The sequence below is a fragment of the Phocaeicola vulgatus ATCC 8482 genome (assembly GCF_000012825.1).
Lineage (GTDB): Bacteria > Bacteroidota > Bacteroidia > Bacteroidales > Bacteroidaceae > Phocaeicola > Phocaeicola vulgatus.
In genome coordinates this window covers 5,129,324-5,146,652 of record NC_009614.1, presented here as the reverse complement: position 1 = coordinate 5,146,652, position 17,329 = coordinate 5,129,324, and the positions used below count along the sequence as shown (strand labels likewise).

Genomic DNA, 17,329 nt, shown 5'->3' with positions numbered 1-17,329 from the left:
CTATCACTTTTCGTTCCTGTCGATATCTCGGATATGCCTTGCCGGTACACCTCCTACAACCGTGTTGGCCGCTACGTCTTTCGTCACCACAGATCCGGCGGCGATAATGGCGTTGTCACCCACGGTCACACCCCGCAGGATGGTGGAGTTGGAGCCTACCCATACATTTTTGCCTAACCGGATAGGCGCCGGATACATTGCCCCGCGGTCTTCGGGAGCCGTACCGTGATCGAGCGTGGCAAAGACCACATTATGCCCGATAAGACAGCCGTCACCCAACGTCACACCGCCATGATCCTGGAAGTGGCAACCGGCATTGATAAAGACACGACGCCCGATGGTAATATTCTTGCCGAAGTCTGTGTAGAACGGAGGAAACATCTTGAATGTTTCGTCCACAGGTTTACCGGTCAGGCGCGACATGAACGCACGCAATTCTTCTTGTGAATGGTACGAGTTGTTTATCTCACAGGTAACGCGCCGGGCTTCATCGCTCATTTCATCCATCAGCCGATAGATTTCCGGTGTATTGAGTGCACCGCCGGCTTCAATATGATTCAAAAAATCATCTAATGTCATAATATTCTTTTTTCCTATACTTGTTTACTCGTTTTGTATGCCTCTTGTGATTTCGGGTTTCCTTTGATTTCTTCCATGTGCCATACACCACAGCGAAACAGTGTACCCTTTACCATCGGTTTTTCCAAACATCCATTCGCTTGTTGCGCTTGAAATAGGTGACAGACCGCCCCGTTATCTGTACGTTTTTCGTAAAGCACATACTTATTACCATTTTTCTTGGGAACCGGATCGGACTGTGTTATGGCAGGTATTCCTATAACAAATAAACTTGCAATCATGATGACTGGTATACGTTTCATTATCACTTGATTTTATTAAGTTTTGAATTCCAGAATCTTGATGCAAAGATAAGTACATGACTGAAAATACAGTGTAGATAAATTACAGATGTTATAACCCTAATTACATGATTTCCGGAAAGAATAGCATAAATCTGTAGCCAAGGTTGATACAATGTCTCAATCTGTTATTCTAGAAAATGATAAGTATAGAATTTGAAATCTTAAATTGATGTTAAACAGAAGGGGATGTGAGAATTATAGCCGTGCAATACCCCGGAATTGAGCGAGTGGCTACAATATAGGCATCAGTTATGTTATTTTTACCAATAGTAAACCGGAGCGTATTTGTAACAGATGAGAAACCGAATACTGCAAGAAATTATCATGTTGCCTCTTTGGTTGAAATAGTGTTATGAAATAGAGATTTTAATCCATCGAAAATGGCAGGAAGAGCAATGGTGCCATGCACCTCGTCGGGAAATTTTTTATAAACGACATGCAAATGCTTGTTTTTCATTTCAGGGATGATCTTATTTTTTAAGCTGTCGGCCAATGAAAACTGGATAAGTTTGATTGCAGGACGTTGGCGGGTGGCGAAAGCAACATACAAATGTTTGCCGGAGAAGTCTTTTTGATAAACATTCTTTGCTGCTTGTTGTAGAAAGACTCCTCGGTCCCACCATAAACTTGGGTCTATTGCTATATACGAGTCAAAAGACTCGGGATGATTTGACAGTGTCTGTAGGGTAAATAAACCTGCGTATGAATGTCCGACAAGAAAGTTTGTACCGTTGGCAGGAACTTTATTTTCCACTTCCAGACGTAGTTCCTCTATCAGAAAGCGATGGAACTGTTCAGCTCCACCACCTGCCGGCTTATCATAGGGACAAATGGTACCATCCCGGCGGGCGGCTGAGCAAGTAGGAGTGAAATCTCTGGTCCGGTCTGTGTTTAAAACAGCCACAACGATGCAAGGAGGCAAGTTTGAGGTTTTAGAAGAAGAGAAGAAACGCGTAAAACCAACCACGGAATGAAAGAAGGAATCTCCATCCAATAGATAAAGAACCGGATAAGCCTTTCCTTTTTCACCAGCTTTGGTCTCAGGTACATAAATCCAATATTTTCTTTCTTCATTCAGTATTTCAGAAAACAATGTATGACGCGTTCCGATATAAATGGAATCTTGTTTTTGTGCGGAGAGGGGAAATATCCATCCTATTTGTATAAACAGTATTATATAAAGTATCTTCATTTGTTCGTTTTTTGGGGTTGCAAAGTTCGATGAAAATATGGATATGGACAATCCCTATTTTTAGGTATTTCAGAATATCTCCAATGGAATTTCCTCTATGTCTTATGATTTTGTGGAGGTGGCACCGGATGCATCGGAAGGAATTGATTGAACCGGATTTTTAAGTAACTTCTTAGGGGAATTCATTAAAATATCCTATCACTTCTAACATTTCCCGATTAATTTTGTATTTTTACAGACATACAAAGATTAACTGTAACAAGATATGATTATTTCTGTCGTCTTCGTATCTATGATGGTGGTTTTCGTAACAGTTTATCATTTTGTTACAAAGCCGAAAAAGCAGCAAGAAAAGATTTATTCGGCGATGACCACCGATGAACTTATCAGGTTCGTGCAGTCCATGCACTGTGAACTAGTGAAGAGAATTGATGCTGATGCCATTATCATCGGTTTTCAAGGAGGTTATTTTCATTTGTTAAGAGAAAAAACAGGTCAGAATATTCAGTTATATTATAAAGATTTTTACGCATGTAGCTATGAACAGTCTAAAAAAATAGTTTTTGACATTAACAACATTAACTGCCGATACACAGCTTGGACTTGCTATTTGCGTAAAAGTCATGAGGATGGAGAAAGTGAGACACCTTTTACGGCTTGTCTGTCTGCCTGTCTGTTCTTGTCGGGCAGTGAAACTCAGTTAAAACAACATTTGCGGGTATTGCTTGAGTCATCTTTTATGATAGCCCGTAGTTTTAAAGAGTTGGCAGAACAATCTGCTTCAATACAAGACATGTTGGTGAAAAAAGAATTCGAAAATCGCTTGGCTTTGTTGAGACGAAAATTGGAGATTGGACATGGTAAGCTGTTGGAACCTGTCGATGTTTCCCGGCAAGATATGGATCAGATAGAGGATATTCTTTCTCTTTTTGGTACAGTGAAACAGGAAGATATAAAGGAAATGACACTGGTTTGCAATGGGCGGATAGAGAGGCGTACCGAATTATTGTCTATTCTTTCTTTTAGATTGAAAGATGCTGTGATGGATGAAAAAGGACAGGCGGGAAAAGATGCTCTGATCTGTATCATACTTGCTGAAGGGCAGTTGGTGATTGCGTTGGAAAAAGCTGAAGGCAGTAATGAACGGTCTCTTTATTATAAGTTGTCGGCTATGCGGACGGACAGGGTAGATGCTTTTTTCGATGAAACCCAAAAAGGCAGAGTATTCAGTAGTATGATTGAGGTAAGATTGACAACGGATCATGATGATTATTGGGAGTTGAAATATATGTTGGACGATGCTAAAGAAAAAGCGGCAAACAAACAGTTTGACGAACTGACGGAGGAACAACAGGCGTTGCTGGCTTATACCGAGCCTACCTTGCAGACTACTATTTATTGGGGGAAGAAATTTTTCAGGCAGCAATGTTATCTTCAGGCGTTGGGGTGTTATCTTTCTATTTTTCGGTATTATCAAGTCCACTGGACAGAATTGCCGGAGCGTGGCAAGGAAGAATATTATGTGATTTGTTATCATATCGGTTTTGTTTATCTCACATTAGGGCATTTTGAAAAGGCTTATTATTATTTGACTAATGCTAAAAGAAATTCATCCATTCATGCGATTCGTGATTTTACCAACTGTCTCGTCGAAATGAAGGATACAGGAGCTCTTGAGTATATTTATTCTATGGTGAGTTTGGTTGGCAGTCAGATAAAGATGTATGGTGATGAAAAGAATACCTTGTTTCCACTTTATCATTTTCTTCGGCGCAGGGCAGCACAAGTATTAGTAAACTTGAAATATTATTCGCAAGCTAGGGAACTGCTCTATCAAATGCTGGGAGAGGAGGAGAACCGTGAGTTTGCGGAACGGGAATTGCAGTATCTTGAGAGTATGGGTGCAGGTGATGATGCGAAGCGGAACGAGTGAGAAGAATGTGAGGAGGTTGAATGAAAGTTTCATGGAATTTCATAATGGGATGTTGCTAGGAGTAAAGCAGAAATGTGGAAAATGTTCTGTAACATGGACTGCTCTTCATTGAACTCTGTGAAGTTGCATTTTGTTTGTATTGATGATAAAGTGTAATCCCTATACCGTCCTTCTGAGCTTTTGATTTGATGGTATCTTGCCAAGTATCCTTGGATGAGTAAAGGTCGTTGATGTTTATCTTTCTCATCTCTGAAAGAAAAGGTATAGGAGTAGAGCTGGCCGATGCAGCATATTATGCTAATTGATTGTCATTAGTTTACATCAAAAAATAGAAGCCTCTAAAATTTACTTGTTTTTCGCAACAAATTGATGATTTAACGATTTTTTTCATCCTCTTTCTCCAAACAGAGAGAAAAAAGGCAAAACCGTCTTTTCGGCTCCCGACTTTTTGTTGGATCTTCGATCAGAGAGTGAGTACAATGGTCGGCCAGTCAGCCAGTTGTTTCCAGTTTCTCCTTCGGGACATCCTTGGGTTTCCAGGCTACGATGAAGCTAACAGTTGTGGATTTGATCTAATAGCTTTTTGCAAACCAATCAGTGAGTATCTTTTGCATTCGCATCGAGAGCTTGGTTACGGGAAGGTCTGTCTTTTCGGTAAAGAGCTTAAAGCTGCGGTATTGCCTATAAACACCGCTCTGCAGTGCCAACACCTCGTATTTGATTACCTTGAAGGACTCTAGGCAGTTGCCCCTATGAAGAGAGTTTTATACTTGAATTTTGTTTAACCCGATACTCTTGTATGCCGTTGATGTGATTAGTGTTTCCTCTATAGCTCTGCCGTATAAAATAAGCATTCCCTATAGAGTTAGGTAAAGTCGCTCTATAATTGAAGAGAGCGACTTTACTTACGATTTAATACTAACCTTCCTGATATATCCAGTAATCATTATCCTTTCTATTATCTTTGAAATATTGAATACGGTCAACGATGTCAATGCCTTCTTTGTTTTGTGGAATGATAAATCTGGCACGCTCTTTATTGTCCTTCAAAGAGTATGATACAAAAGCATTGTTTTCACATCTCAACAGCCCTTTTCTGTAAGAGAGCGCACGGATATCATATCGTTCTACAGAATTTGCTACTGCTTGTCCTTCAATGAGTGCTTGAAGCATACATTGGTAGGCATTAGATGATTCACGCTTTTCAGAGTGCAATGCCACAAGAGCGTATGGTTGTTCATCATACATAGTATATTTGCCATAACGCTCGGGGCGGAAGCATGGATACGCGATATAATAATATCGCCAATCGTATTGACTTTTAGTTTTGCATTCTGTTAGATACGCATCAATTTTTTCTTGTAAGTAAATGTCGTCTATTTCTATATCAATCTCAAGCAGAGAACGTAATGATTTTTTTGTCTTATTAAAATCTGGATTTTTGCCTGTCGGATGAAATAATGCATACCAAGCCTTATTGCCAATTTCATCCTGATTCCCAGAACCAAGTTGAATGCACCAATTATTTATCCTTTGGCTATAATCATACGTTGCTAACATTGCACAGTCAATAATATCGCGAGAGCATCTATCAAAGACATGGATGAATCGCTGATAAAGATGAGTATTCTCATACCCAACAAGATCTGTACGACCTTGAAGCAGATAGTGATCCTCCAACTGAAAAAGACCAGCAGAATGCTCGGGATGTTCTTTGGTAAACTGGAGCTTTTGACGCTCCTCTTCCATCTGAATTACATTGAAATTCTGTCTCACGTCATTGTCAATCATTATACTATCTGCAATTTCTCCAGAAAGAATAATATTTTCTACCTGACGAAGATTTGCGGGCATACGGTTTCCTGCATCACCATTAGGGGTATCGACAACTTCGTTTCTGGAATTTTTGAGCAGATTCACTACCACACGCAAGCGTCGACGGAAATCCATTTCTTTTATCTTATCATAGTTCATTAAATAGATAAGAAAGGAGTAGAGCATTATTAACCAATAGGTAGTATTTTTACGCAACGCGGCTCCGGTCAATACCCCTTTGAAAATATTGAGATCTGTAATTTGTTGAGATACGACAACTTTTTCGTGTTCATGATAATCTTTTGACAGGTAAGAGTTGAAAAAAATATCAATAGGGTTAAGTATTAATGAATTAGAACGTCGCGCTTTGTTTTGAATATTGACCATGCAATCAAAGGATTGTTCAAAAAACACTACATTTTTTGGTTGATTCTTATAAAGCCTTTCCAGTAAACTGAAATCATCTTCTAAATCAAATTCTGATGAAGAGCGATCTGACTTATAGACAAGAATAAGGGAAATCATACGGAAAAAGTTTAGAAAACCGCTATCGACGAGATTATACTCATCCCTATAAATCCAAAGTAAATCGGTCCATTCGCGGTCTATCTTAAGGCCAATGCGTTTAGCAGTAGCTTCATCGTCATTTTCAGAACGCATAACCTTTAAGAGTTCTGCCTTAAAATGCTCAAAGTCAGTGAGTGGTTTTCCACGGGAGTTCATCTTGATGTAAATGTCATCGGTTAACTTCATCTCCTCAATATCGCGGAAATAGAAATTAATTTTATCCAATTTGTTCCATAAGTCATTAATATCGGCAAAACGCTTTTGGATTTCATCAAGCATTGTGAGCATTCCTCTAACCGTAGGATCGTTGCTCCATTCCATTGGAAACCATCCCTCATTTTTAATTTCATCACTAAGATGTGTTTTCCATGTAGGTTCGTAGTTAACAAGCTTTATAAGAAAATCTCTCGCGCTATAACGTGTGTTGTATGAAAACCTCGCAAGTCGCTTATCGTTGATGCCCTCTTTTTTATCTGCATACCAATGAAGTAGCCAAAGAGTAGTTAGTCGTTGCTGTCCATCAAGAGGAATCAGCTGACCATTCTGAATATTACCATAAATGAAATCGAGGGTTAAACCATTGTTTATTAATCCAGCATGTATTGCTGATAGAAAACGTTCACGAGTCTTTACTGCATGTGCATCAGATCGGCCTTGTGCATAAGCACGTTGAATCCGTGGTATAGTGATTCCACTTATTCCGTAAGGATTGTTTTCAGAAATCAGATTCTTCAGTGTCGTAGTTTCCATTTGTCAAGTTGGGTATAGTGGTATCGTTATTATCCTGTTTGTAATAAGGTGAAATTTTCTCATTAAGGGCCTCGGCATAATCTCTTCGGTCTGTTTCTCCCCAAAAGAAAAGCGATGGACCCTCTTGAGTATAGTACTTGAAGAATACGTGTTTTGTACAAATTGGAATGTATCTTCCTTCTTTATCATAATTAATGACACGGTGTCTTTTAACATCAAAAACGGAGTTGCTAAGAGCCGCGTTTTGAGATACATCTAGTAGTGCCATATTTGCTAATCCATGCGAGTAGCTATTCTCCTTAACGACATCTTCCTTAGACGTGAATATGATAATTACTTCCTTCTGAATCTCATTAAAGCGTTCACGCACATTCCCTGGATCCTTATCGCTATGAAGTTGTTCAATCAATATCTCCATTTTCTCTATAAGTTCATTATTTACCTCAAAAATAGAACCTTCAGAAGATTTCAAAAGTGCAATATGACTTTCTAGCCATGTAAGAATATCTTTATTCTTTTTAAGGCTTTCGGCATTTTGAGCGTGGATATGCTCCAAACTCCATATAGAATCTTTATGTTTGTCAAATGGGAACCTTCGTTTACCATCGTCCATCAGACGTTCTGTTTCCACATTAAACAAAGTCAATACCTTTTGTAGTTTGTCTTTCCTTGTATCGTATGATAAGCTAAGTAACTCTTCTTTATCTTTAATGCTTATTGATTCTGAAATCATTTTGTCGAGCTCGCTAAGAAATATATCCTTAGCAAGAGGAGTGTTGCCATCATTTTGCCATACGGTATAAATTTTCCTTAGTGGAACTCCTATAGTAATCAGATAACCAATTTTATGGTAAAAGTCATGGTTCGTATACCATTCGCGTAGTGTAAGAAACACATGATAGATGCGACTCCATATCTCAAGAAGCGGATTTTCTGTGGTGGTTTCCGATAGAGACTTTATTTGTCGATCAAAGTAAAAGAATGTACGATACTTTTCACGATCATTCCCTGATTTGTCTACCATCAGATCAAGGATAAGATCTATACGAGTTGGCATTTGATCTCCATCAATATTGGACAAAAAGCCCCAAAATGATGGATTTTGTAGTTCTTGCTCAATCATGTCCCACTGGAGTGAGACTTCCTCCTGTCGTCCTGACATCTTGTCTCGCACACTGTCTTTAAGAAACAAGGCTTTGACAAGTTCCGAGCTTGTCAGTGGAATTTTTCCAATGTTTAGACGCTCAAATAGCTCAATACCATTCTCAGCAGAATCCACTTCGTACCAAATGACGTTTACTGATGATATGAAATATTCATTGAGTTTGGTCAGGTAAGCTGCCATTTCTCGACGCTCACCCTGTGTCTTTTCTGTAAAATATTGCTCTATATATTCGTATGCAGATGCGATAAAATAATAATCTATATTCAGCTCTCTAAGCGAAAGATCAATATTACCAAGAAAGTTTGCTGATTCTTTACGAGTTTCATACTCTAACTTAAAACTAGGTTCATATAGATCTCCCAGTTTTGCTTCCATATACTTGCAGATGAGGTATATGGTTGTAAGACGTTGCTGCCCGTCAATGAGCTCGAACCTCTCATTGCTTTTCTTTACAACAATTGGTTGTAAGCAATATGGCTTTCCCGCACTTTCATAAATGTCATCGAGAAGGAGTTTTATTTCCTCCGAGGTCCATCTATAACCCCGTTGATAATCGGGGAGGTAGAAAAGGCCCTTGATCTTCCCTACATTTTTTGTATCAAGAATAATGTTTGACATATTGTAGTATCTTAATATAATTTTTTATACAATGTAATATCGTATGCTGACTGATTTTCGATAGTTTGTATTTAAAAGGTGGAAACTTTACAAAATTACTTGTTTTTTCGCTAAGGACCGACGTTTTAATGTTTTTTATCGTTTCTCTTCGAACAGAGGGAGAAAGGGTGAAAACTGCCTTCTAGGGCTTCGATAGATCTTGTTCACAAAGATAGGGTATGTCGGAGTTCGTTTTGCCCAAAAGGGTAGTAAAATCGAGGATAGATTCACAGGTATTTTCTGGTTCCCATGCGAGTGTTATGTGTCCTATTCGGAGTTGTATTTTGTTCGATCTTTACACTCGGTTACTCTACGTTTTGCAGCCAAAAGAAAAATGATTGAAGTTATTTCATCATAGTGCAGCCATCTCTTCTCCCTTATTTTGACTTTACTTTATTGAACGTATATAGGAATACGGGGATAAAGTAAAGTTGGTTTTCATTTGAATAGTAAACTAATCTTGAATATATGTTGTAAGGTAATTTTTGTAGAATAGACATTTAATTCGTTTGGAAAAATGTCGTGTAATGGGGATGATTCGTTTGAAAAAGTGTAGAGCCTTTATACTGCTGTGTCTTCTAGTCTTGCGATTTTGTCTGCAATCTATCATTAAATAGATAAAAAGTAATATTTTTACATATTATATGATAAGTTGATTATGACAAAGAATACAATGGGGATTAAGTTGTCTCGAAAATTGGAGCAGAAGATGTCGGTTGTGGGAGAGCAGATAAAACTGGCTCGATAGCGGAGGAATTTGAGTGTGGCTCAGGTGGCGGAACGGGCACTTGTTCCCCGTTGACTGTGTTCCGAATAGAGAAAGGCGCACCGATGGTAGCAATCGGAATATACTTGCGAGTGCTGTATGTTCTGCAGCTTGATGATGATATTCTGTGGCTGGTCAAAGAAGATAAATTGGGAAAAGTTTTGCAGAATTTGAGTTTGAAGACAAGGGAACGTGCTTCGAAGAAAGAGTAAGCGATGAAGACGCTATATGTATATGCCGATTTTGATTGGATCGAAGAAACAGAACTCGTTGGTGAGTTAGGCTATGAATCTCTTCGTAGCTCGGATTGCTATTGTTTTACTCTCAATGATGGATGTTTTGAAAAAAACACGGAGATTTGTTTCTGAGCGATGATCTGAATAATTATCCGGGACAGCAATATACGCAACCGGAGAAAGATATATTTGGATGTTTCTCGGATGCTTTGCCGGGTCATTGGGTGGCGAACGTTGTTGCTGCGACGTGAGCAGATTGTAGCGATGGAGGAGAAGCGACCGGTACGAAGACTGTTTCCTTTCGACTATTTGATAGGTATCGATGACTTTTCCCGAATGGGGGCTTTCTATTGTAGAAATGATTTTCCGTTCGGTACGAAGCTCGGCTAAATCAAGGAATGCGGTTTTTCTTCCATAAGAGAGCCTTTGGGAACTATTTCGTAGGAATAGGCTTTCTCAAAGGCTTGGTGTCCGGCATCTGTCATAAGTCCTCGGTCTTCAAGATTGATACAACGTTCTTTGTTTAACTCAGTCCAATGACTTCCTTTGCGATGAGGTGAAAGCCGCTGTGCAAGGCATCCGTCTGGCAATTTCTTTAGAGTTGAATCAATCCACCCGAAGCACAATGCTTCTTCAACAACTTCAATGTATGGAATACATTCGTATGTGGGCTGTTTAGAGCGTGAAGTTACAACCCAACACGATTTCACCCGATTATGGTTGACCTTCAGCCATTCTCTCAACTCGATGCGGTCTGTGAAGTCTAGTAGATTGATAATTTCCATATTTGCCTCCAACTGATATGTTATTAATCCAACTGTTTTCTATAAACTGAGTCCAATGTATTTCCTTCTTTATCTTTCCATACCAACCAGCCGTTGTTGCTGCTACCAATACAGAAATCTGCGGCAGTACTGGGACTTGAAAAAGTTTTATCTGATGTCAATACCAATATTCCGTTCTCAGTAGAAGTGTAATCTTGAAGCATCTTTTCTCGTTTTTCTTTCCAGTTGAAAGACGGAACCATTGTTTTGGCAACAGTACTTCCTTTTAGGACTGTGAATCCATCGGAACTGTAGAAACCTTTTGCATTGCATCCTCTACCTTTGGTGTAGAATAGATGTTCTTCTTTGGGTTGTGATACTTCAAAAATATTGCAACCGATAAATGATGCCAAAAACTTCACATCTTCGAAAAATTCATTCATTGAGTCCTGTTGATGCTCCGGTAGGTTAGGGGCTTTAGGAATTTGTTTATTATCGCTTAAAACAAAAGCGTTTGCTTTCTTGGCTTCGGCTATAGCTTTATGTTCTAGGTATTGCACATCAACTTTAGTCATATCGGCGTCTTTCGATACAAATATGAGTGCTTTTTGCCAAAACGATTTTTTGCTATCGTGGTCTTTTACACGTTCTTTAAAGTTCTCCGTTTCACCTATATACGCCTGCGGCTTGGTTGATTCATCTTCCCCCAGCAATATATAGAATGCAGGTTTTTGTAACTTCTCTTGTGTATTCAAATAAGAGAGATTAGAACGTGGTACGACAAACATTTGGCAAATTTTGTTGCTAATGAATGCGTATTGAGTTCCTTTTGGGTCTCCATCAATGAGATATGTTGTTACTGTCTTTCCCATAAATATGTCTAAATTCAATTACTTTGAGGTATAACTCATTTAAGAACTGACTTTTCTTAATGCAAATATACACTATTATCGAATATAATTCCCTATATTTGTCTAATAAAATCATATCAAGTAATGAAACTGAATAGAATAAAGACTGTTTTATCCGAAAAAGGTATTTCTCAAACGTGGTTAGCTAAACAGCTAGATAAGAGTTTCAGTATGGTCAATGCCTATGCCTGTAATCGGATTCAGCCTAATTTGGAAACCTTGCAACGGATTGCGGAGATATTACAAGTTGATTTGAAGGATTTGATAACCGATAAAAAAGAAAGGTTGCAATAAATTATTTAATACGGTTAGGAGGTTCTGGTTCCTTTTGTAACCTGTTGCAGATGTGCCTATGAACTTCCGATAATTTACAATATCAAGAACATGACTCCTGAAGAAAAAGCAAGAATAAAGATAGACCAGTGGTTTGCCGATGCTGGTTGGAAAGTAGTCAACAGGGAGGATTATGAACCTACTTGTACGGCTGTAGCCATAAGAGAAGGTTTATTGAAAGGAAATCTTGAGGCAGATTATTTCCTTTTCATTAATGGAAAAGCAGTAGGGGTACTTGAAGCTAAGCGTGAAGAAACGGATGCTTTTGCTTCAGAGGTATGCGAGCAAGCAGCCTTATATGCAAGAAGTGTTCCGAATATCTATCAGGCATATCAAAAGCCATTGCCTTTTATCTTCACTTCGAATGGTAAGGAACTATATTGCTGTGATTTTCGTGAACAAGATTCTTGTTTCAGGCAGATCATGAATATCCCTACACCACATGAATTGGTAAAGAGGCTGGGAATTGAAGATGCATTTGCCGGACTCCCTACATTGAAAAAGAAAGGGCTGCGTGATTGCCAATATGAGGCAGTGACAGAACTTGAAAAGAGTTTCCGTGCTGGGCAAAATCGGGCGTTGATGGTTCTTGCCACCGGTGTGGGTAAAACATATACTGCTTGTCTTGCTGCCTACCGGATGCTTTCTTATACACCAATGCGTAGAGTGTTGTTTCTTGTAGACCGAAATAATCTTGGAAAACAAGCAGAAGGAGAATTTGGAACTTTCCGTCTGACAGAGAACGGGGAGGCTTTCAATACTATCTTTACGGTCAATCGCCTTCGCTCGTCTTCTATTCCTTCTGATAGCAATGTCGTTATTTCTACAATACAACGTCTATTCTCATTCTTGAAAGGAGAAACTATTGAGGATAATGATGATGACGAGAATGAACCTATAGAGGAAGTAACCTTGCCTCCTAATCCCAACTTACCGCACGACTACTTTGATATGATTATCATAGACGAGTGCCATCGCTCCATTTATGGGAACTGGCGCAAGGTGCTGGAGTATTTCGATACGGCAAGATTGGTTGGTCTGACCGCAACTCCTATCCCTGAAACAATGGCATTCTTCAATAATAACTGCATTGTTAACTACACATTGGAAAAGAGTATTGTTGATGGCGTGAATGTGGATTGTCGGGTATATAGAATAAAAACGCAAGTCACAGAAACGGGTGGGGCTATATTAGAGGGTGAGAAATTTAAAGAAGAAACAAGATATACAGGTGAGGTTAAGATTGTAAGTAGTAAGGAAACCAAAATCTATACAAATAAAGAACTTAATCGGAGTATTATCAATCCGGCACAGATAAAGTTAGTCCTTTCGACCTATCGGGATGTGGTTTATACGGAATTGTTTAATGACCCGCAACGTGAACCAAATATGGACTTTTTGCCCAAAACATTGATTTTTGCTCTCAATGAAGCTCATGCTACAAATATCGTACAAATAGCTAAAGAGGTGTTTGGACGGACTGATGACCGCTTTGTTCAGAAAATTACCTATTCGGCAGGCGACAGTAACGAACTGATACGCCAATTCCGTAACGACAAGGATTTCCGTATTGCTGTCACCTGTACGTTGGTTGCCACCGGAACAGATGTAAAGCCGCTGGAAGTGGTGATGTTCATGCGTGATGTGGAGTCATTGCCTTTGTATATTCAGATGAAAGGGCGTGGAGTACGTACTATTGGTGATGAGCAACTTCGCAATGTTACCCCGAACGCATTCAGCAAGGATTGTTTTTATTTGGTTGATGCGGTAGGCGTGACGGAACATGCGCAAACAGTGGCACCTATAGATGATGCTCCTACAACAAAGACGATTACTCTAAAGGAGCTATTAGAACGTATTAGTCATGGCTATATTCCTGACGAGTATCTCAAACGGCTTGCTGCAACGCTTGCCCGAATATACAACAAGGCGGATGATCCGCAACGGAAAGAGTTTGTCCGTTTGTCTCATGATGACATGAAGGAACTTTCTGCCAGAATATACGATGCACTGGAGAAAGGCATTCTTCCACCGTTTGTAAGCACTGATGAGCCTAACAATGAACGTAAGGGGCTAGTCGCTCCGCTTGCCAATCATGCAGATGCTCGGAAATACCTTCTTATACTTGCAGCCGGATTCGTCAATACATTGATGCCGGGTGAAGATACGCTTATCTCCAAAGGGTTTTCCATTGAGGAAGCAAAAAATACGACAGAGGCTTTTGAAGATTTTTGTAAAAAGTACTATGACGAAATAGAGGCACTGCGCATCATTTACAACAATGAGGGAGAGCCTATAACCTATTCGATGCTAAAGGATTTGGAGAACAGACTTAAAATGGCAAACAATCATTTTACATCCAAACAACTCTGGAACTCTTATGCCATAGTTAACCCTAAAGTGGTAAGGCGTTCCATTACCAAAGAAGAAAGCGATGCATTGACCAATATCATACAACTTGTGCGCTTTGCTTTCCACCAAATCGAACGATTGGATAGCGTAGTTACTACCTCTAAACAGTTTTTCAATCTTTGGTTAGGGCAAAACCAGCGTGAAATAACTGACAAACAGCGAGAGGTTATCAGTCGTATTGTGGATTACATCGCTTCTAACGGAGCTTGTACTATCAGAGATATTCGTGAAGATGATGCTACCCATGCAGCCCAAATGATTAGAGCGTTTGGCAATATGCAGAAGGCAGACGAGGCACTTCATTCACTTTACACATTTGTAGTTTTAAGAAAAGCAGCATAAAGAAATGGCAACAAATAATACAACAGAGCAATCGCTCACCAAAAAAGTATGGAATCTGGCAACCACTCTTGCCGGACAAGGAATTGGATTTACTGATTATATTACCCAACTGACCTATCTTTTATTCTTGAAGATGGATGCCGAAAATGTAGAAATGTTTGGAGAAGAGTCGGCTATTCCAACTGGTTATCAGTGGGCAGATTTGATAGTACTTGATGGCTTGGATTTGGTAAAACAATATGAAGAGACCCTTAAATTGCTTAGTGAGCAGGATAATCTGATAGGTACGATTTATACGAAGGCTCAAAACAAGATAGACAAGCCTGTTTATCTGAAAAAGGTCATCACCATGATTGATGAGGAGCAATGGCTCATTATGGACGGTGATGTGAAAGGAGCTATCTACGAAAGCATTCTTGAAAAGAACGGACAAGACAAGAAAAGCGGGGCAGGACAGTATTTTACTCCTCGTCCACTTATTCAGGCAATAGTAGATTGTATCAATCCGCAAATGGGGGAAACGGTTTGTGACCCGGCTTGTGGAACGGGTGGATTCTTGCTTACAGCTTACGATTATATGAAAGGTCAGTCAGCAAGTAAAGAAAAACGTGATTTCTTGCGTGACAAAGCTTTGCATGGTGTGGATAATACGCCTTTAGTGGTGACGCTTGCTTCCATGAATCTTTATTTGCATGGTATTGGTACAGACCGTAGTCCGATTGTTTGTGAGGATTCTTTGGAAAAAGAACCGTCAACTCTTGTAGATGTGATTCTTGCCAATCCTCCTTTTGGAACTCGTCCGGCTGGATCGGTGGATATTAACCGCCCGGATTTTTATGTAGAGACCAAGAATAACCAGTTAAATTTCCTCCAGCACATGATGCTTATGCTCAAAACGGGAGGACGTGCAGCAGTTGTACTTCCTGATAATGTTCTCTTTGAGGCTGGAGCAGGTGAGACTATTCGTAAACGCTTATTGCAGGATTTTAATTTGCATACTATCTTGCGTTTACCTACAGGTATTTTCTATGCCCAAGGCGTAAAAGCCAACGTGTTGTTTTTCAGCAAAGGACAACCGACCAAGGAAATATGGTTTTACGACTACCGTACAGATATAAAGCATACGCTTGCCACCAATAAACTGGAACGGCATCATTTGGATGATTTTGTTTCTTGCTATAATAATCGAGTAGAGACATACGATGCAGAAAATAATCCGCAAGGTCGTTGGCGTAAATACCCTGTAGATGAAATTCTTACCAGAGACAAAACAAGTCTTGACATTACTTGGATAAAGCAAGGTGGTGAGGTGGACAACCGTTCATTGGCAGAGCTGATGGCTGATATAAAGGATAAAAGCCAAACGATAAGTGCTGCTGTGGTTGAACTTGAAAAGCTACTTGCGAATATTGAAGAAAATTGAGTTATGGGAAAAGAGGTTTTCACAAATGATAAAGATATAAACGACCTGTTCTTGAAGGTTGTTAACCTTGTTACGCAGGCAAGGGAACGTGTGGCAACAGCCGTCAATATAGCTGAGGTTTATACTAAGTTCCATATCGGACAATATATAGTAGAATATGAGCAAAAGGGGGAAACAAGAGCCGAATATGGAAAGGCGGTGCTGAAAGAACTCTCCAAACGTCTGACTGATAGGTTGGGAGATGGATGGTCATATTCAACGCTTAAGAATATACGGCAGTTTTATATTGTTTTTTCTAAAGGGCTAACCAGTGGTTGTCCAAAGCCGAGTCAAAAGGCTAACCAGTGGTTAGCCGATTATCCGAAGTCAGAGGAATGTATCTCTGAGCCGACATTCGCTCTCTCATGGTCTCATTATCTTATACTGATGAGGGTGGAAAATCCGGATGCCCGCAGTTTCTATGAAATAGAATGTACTCAACAACAATGGTCTAAAAGACAACTCAGCCGTCAAGTAGGAAGCTGTCTTTATGAGAGATTGGCTTTGAGCCGTAACAAAGATGAAGTAATGCGGTTGGCTAAGGAAGGACAATCTATTGGGAAACCATCAGACATTATCAAGAATCCCATCACATTAGAGTTTCTTGGTCTAAAACCCGATGCAGTTTATTCAGAGTCTAAATTAGAGAATGCCATTATCAACAAGATGCAGCAATTCCTATTAGAACTTGGCAAAGGATTTCTATTTGAAGCAAGGCAGAAAAGGTTCACATTTGATGAGCAGCATTTCTTTGTTGACTTGGTGTTTTACAATCGTTTGCTACAATGCTATGTGCTTATAGATTTGAAGATAGACAAACTAACTCACCAAGACCTTGGGCAGATGCAGATGTATGTCAACTATTACGACCGCTATGTCAAACAAGACTTTGAAAAGCCGACAATTGGTATTCTACTGTGTAAGGAGAAGAACGATGCACTAGTGGAACTTACCTTGCCTAAAGATGTTAACATCTATGCTTCTGCTTATCAACTCTATCTCCCCAACAAGGCTTTATTGCAAGCTAAGGTGAAGGAATGGATTGAAGAGTTTGAAGAAAATGAGGAATTAAAGAAACTGGAAGAACATGAATAGTAATTG

The 17,329-nt window shown here is 39.5% G+C and carries 12 protein-coding genes and 2 pseudogenes; 7 read left to right on the top strand and 7 right to left on the bottom strand.

What is annotated here, in order from left to right:
• Nucleotides 1-3: 3 nt before the first annotated feature.
• From BVU_RS20925 to BVU_RS20915, 3 genes are all read right to left on the bottom strand, one after another.
• Nucleotides 4-579 carry a DapH/DapD/GlmU-related protein gene (locus BVU_RS20925; protein WP_005839462.1) on the bottom strand — a complete coding sequence of 192 codons (576 nt, stop codon included), beginning with the start codon at nucleotides 577-579 and terminating at the stop codon, nucleotides 4-6.
• A 14-nt stretch (nucleotides 580-593) separates the two neighbouring features.
• Nucleotides 594-881: a hypothetical protein gene (locus tag BVU_RS20920; protein ID WP_012056051.1), complete on the bottom strand. Its 288-nt coding sequence runs from the start codon at nucleotides 879-881 to the stop codon at nucleotides 594-596.
• Between the two features lie 364 nt (nucleotides 882-1,245).
• On the bottom strand, nucleotides 1,246-2,115 hold the full coding sequence (locus BVU_RS20915) for an alpha/beta hydrolase (RefSeq protein WP_005851223.1): 870 nt from the start codon (nucleotides 2,113-2,115) through the stop codon (nucleotides 1,246-1,248).
• Nucleotides 2,116-2,380: 265 nt separating this feature from the next.
• On the opposite strand from BVU_RS20915, the gene BVU_RS20910 reads away from it, so the two are divergent.
• Nucleotides 2,381-4,048 (top strand): hypothetical protein, encoded by a 1,668-nt coding sequence (locus BVU_RS20910; protein ID WP_012056050.1) that lies wholly within the window; start codon nucleotides 2,381-2,383, stop codon nucleotides 4,046-4,048.
• A 918-nt stretch (nucleotides 4,049-4,966) separates the two neighbouring features.
• Here the strand turns inward: BVU_RS20910 and BVU_RS20900 are convergent.
• Nucleotides 4,967-7,180: a DUF262 domain-containing protein gene (locus BVU_RS20900; protein WP_012056048.1), complete on the bottom strand. Its 2,214-nt coding sequence runs from the start codon at nucleotides 7,178-7,180 to the stop codon at nucleotides 4,967-4,969.
• On the bottom strand, nucleotides 7,146-8,963 hold the full coding sequence (locus BVU_RS20895; protein ID WP_012056047.1) for a DUF262 domain-containing protein: 1,818 nt from the start codon (nucleotides 8,961-8,963) through the stop codon (nucleotides 7,146-7,148). Before BVU_RS20895 ends, BVU_RS20900 begins: the two co-directional genes overlap by 35 nt.
• A 697-nt stretch (nucleotides 8,964-9,660) precedes the next feature.
• Here BVU_RS20895 and BVU_RS22050 point away from each other — a divergent pair.
• Nucleotides 9,661-9,980, top strand: a pseudogene (locus tag BVU_RS22050) (helix-turn-helix domain-containing protein).
• Between the two features lie 3 nt (nucleotides 9,981-9,983).
• Nucleotides 9,984-10,352, top strand: a pseudogene (locus tag BVU_RS22965) (type II toxin-antitoxin system HipA family toxin); the annotation flags it as partial.
• Nucleotides 10,353-10,390: 38 nt separating this feature from the next.
• Here the strand turns inward: BVU_RS22965 and BVU_RS20885 are convergent.
• Entirely contained in the window at nucleotides 10,391-10,789 is a 399-nt protein-coding gene (locus BVU_RS20885; protein WP_007839911.1) for a YdeI/OmpD-associated family protein, read from the bottom strand.
• A gap of 23 nt (nucleotides 10,790-10,812) precedes the next feature.
• On the bottom strand, nucleotides 10,813-11,640 hold the full coding sequence (locus tag BVU_RS20880; RefSeq protein WP_007831972.1) for a GIY-YIG nuclease family protein: 828 nt from the start codon (nucleotides 11,638-11,640) through the stop codon (nucleotides 10,813-10,815).
• A gap of 123 nt (nucleotides 11,641-11,763) precedes the next feature.
• Between BVU_RS20880 and BVU_RS20875 the strand changes: the two genes are divergently transcribed.
• From BVU_RS20875 to BVU_RS20860, 4 genes are all read left to right on the top strand, one after another.
• Complete coding sequence (locus BVU_RS20875) at nucleotides 11,764-11,973, top strand: helix-turn-helix domain-containing protein (protein ID WP_007831974.1); 210 nt, start codon at nucleotides 11,764-11,766, stop codon at nucleotides 11,971-11,973.
• A gap of 90 nt (nucleotides 11,974-12,063) precedes the next feature.
• Nucleotides 12,064-14,766 carry a DEAD/DEAH box helicase family protein gene (locus BVU_RS20870; RefSeq protein ID WP_005851235.1) on the top strand — a complete coding sequence of 901 codons (2,703 nt, stop codon included), beginning with the start codon at nucleotides 12,064-12,066 and terminating at the stop codon, nucleotides 14,764-14,766.
• 4 nt (nucleotides 14,767-14,770) lie between these two features.
• Complete coding sequence (locus tag BVU_RS20865; RefSeq protein ID WP_005839436.1) at nucleotides 14,771-16,189, top strand: type I restriction-modification system subunit M; 1,419 nt, start codon at nucleotides 14,771-14,773, stop codon at nucleotides 16,187-16,189.
• Nucleotides 16,190-16,192: 3 nt separating this feature from the next.
• On the top strand, nucleotides 16,193-17,323 hold the full coding sequence (locus BVU_RS20860) for a PDDEXK nuclease domain-containing protein (RefSeq protein WP_012056044.1): 1,131 nt from the start codon (nucleotides 16,193-16,195) through the stop codon (nucleotides 17,321-17,323).
• Nucleotides 17,324-17,329 lie beyond the last annotated feature (6 nt).

Excerpts from the sequence above, each read along its gene's own strand:
- BVU_RS20925 (WP_005839462.1), bottom strand. The coding sequence starts at position 579 with ATGACATTAGATGATTTTTTGAATCATATTGAAGCCGGCGGTGCACTC.
- BVU_RS20920 (WP_012056051.1), bottom strand. The coding sequence starts at position 881 with ATGAAACGTATACCAGTCATCATGATTGCAAGTTTATTTGTTATAGGA.
- BVU_RS20915 (WP_005851223.1), bottom strand. The coding sequence starts at position 2,115 with ATGAAGATACTTTATATAATACTGTTTATACAAATAGGATGGATATTT.
- BVU_RS20910 (WP_012056050.1), top strand. The coding sequence starts at position 2,381 with ATGATTATTTCTGTCGTCTTCGTATCTATGATGGTGGTTTTCGTAACA.
- BVU_RS20900 (WP_012056048.1), bottom strand. The coding sequence starts at position 7,180 with ATGGAAACTACGACACTGAAGAATCTGATTTCTGAAAACAATCCTTAC.
- BVU_RS20895 (WP_012056047.1), bottom strand. The coding sequence starts at position 8,963 with ATGTCAAACATTATTCTTGATACAAAAAATGTAGGGAAGATCAAGGGC.
- BVU_RS20885 (WP_007839911.1), bottom strand. The coding sequence starts at position 10,789 with ATGGAAATTATCAATCTACTAGACTTCACAGACCGCATCGAGTTGAGA.
- BVU_RS20880 (WP_007831972.1), bottom strand. The coding sequence starts at position 11,640 with ATGGGAAAGACAGTAACAACATATCTCATTGATGGAGACCCAAAAGGA.
- BVU_RS20875 (WP_007831974.1), top strand. The coding sequence starts at position 11,764 with ATGAAACTGAATAGAATAAAGACTGTTTTATCCGAAAAAGGTATTTCT.
- BVU_RS20870 (WP_005851235.1), top strand. The coding sequence starts at position 12,064 with ATGACTCCTGAAGAAAAAGCAAGAATAAAGATAGACCAGTGGTTTGCC.
- BVU_RS20865 (WP_005839436.1), top strand. The coding sequence starts at position 14,771 with ATGGCAACAAATAATACAACAGAGCAATCGCTCACCAAAAAAGTATGG.
- BVU_RS20860 (WP_012056044.1), top strand. The coding sequence starts at position 16,193 with ATGGGAAAAGAGGTTTTCACAAATGATAAAGATATAAACGACCTGTTC.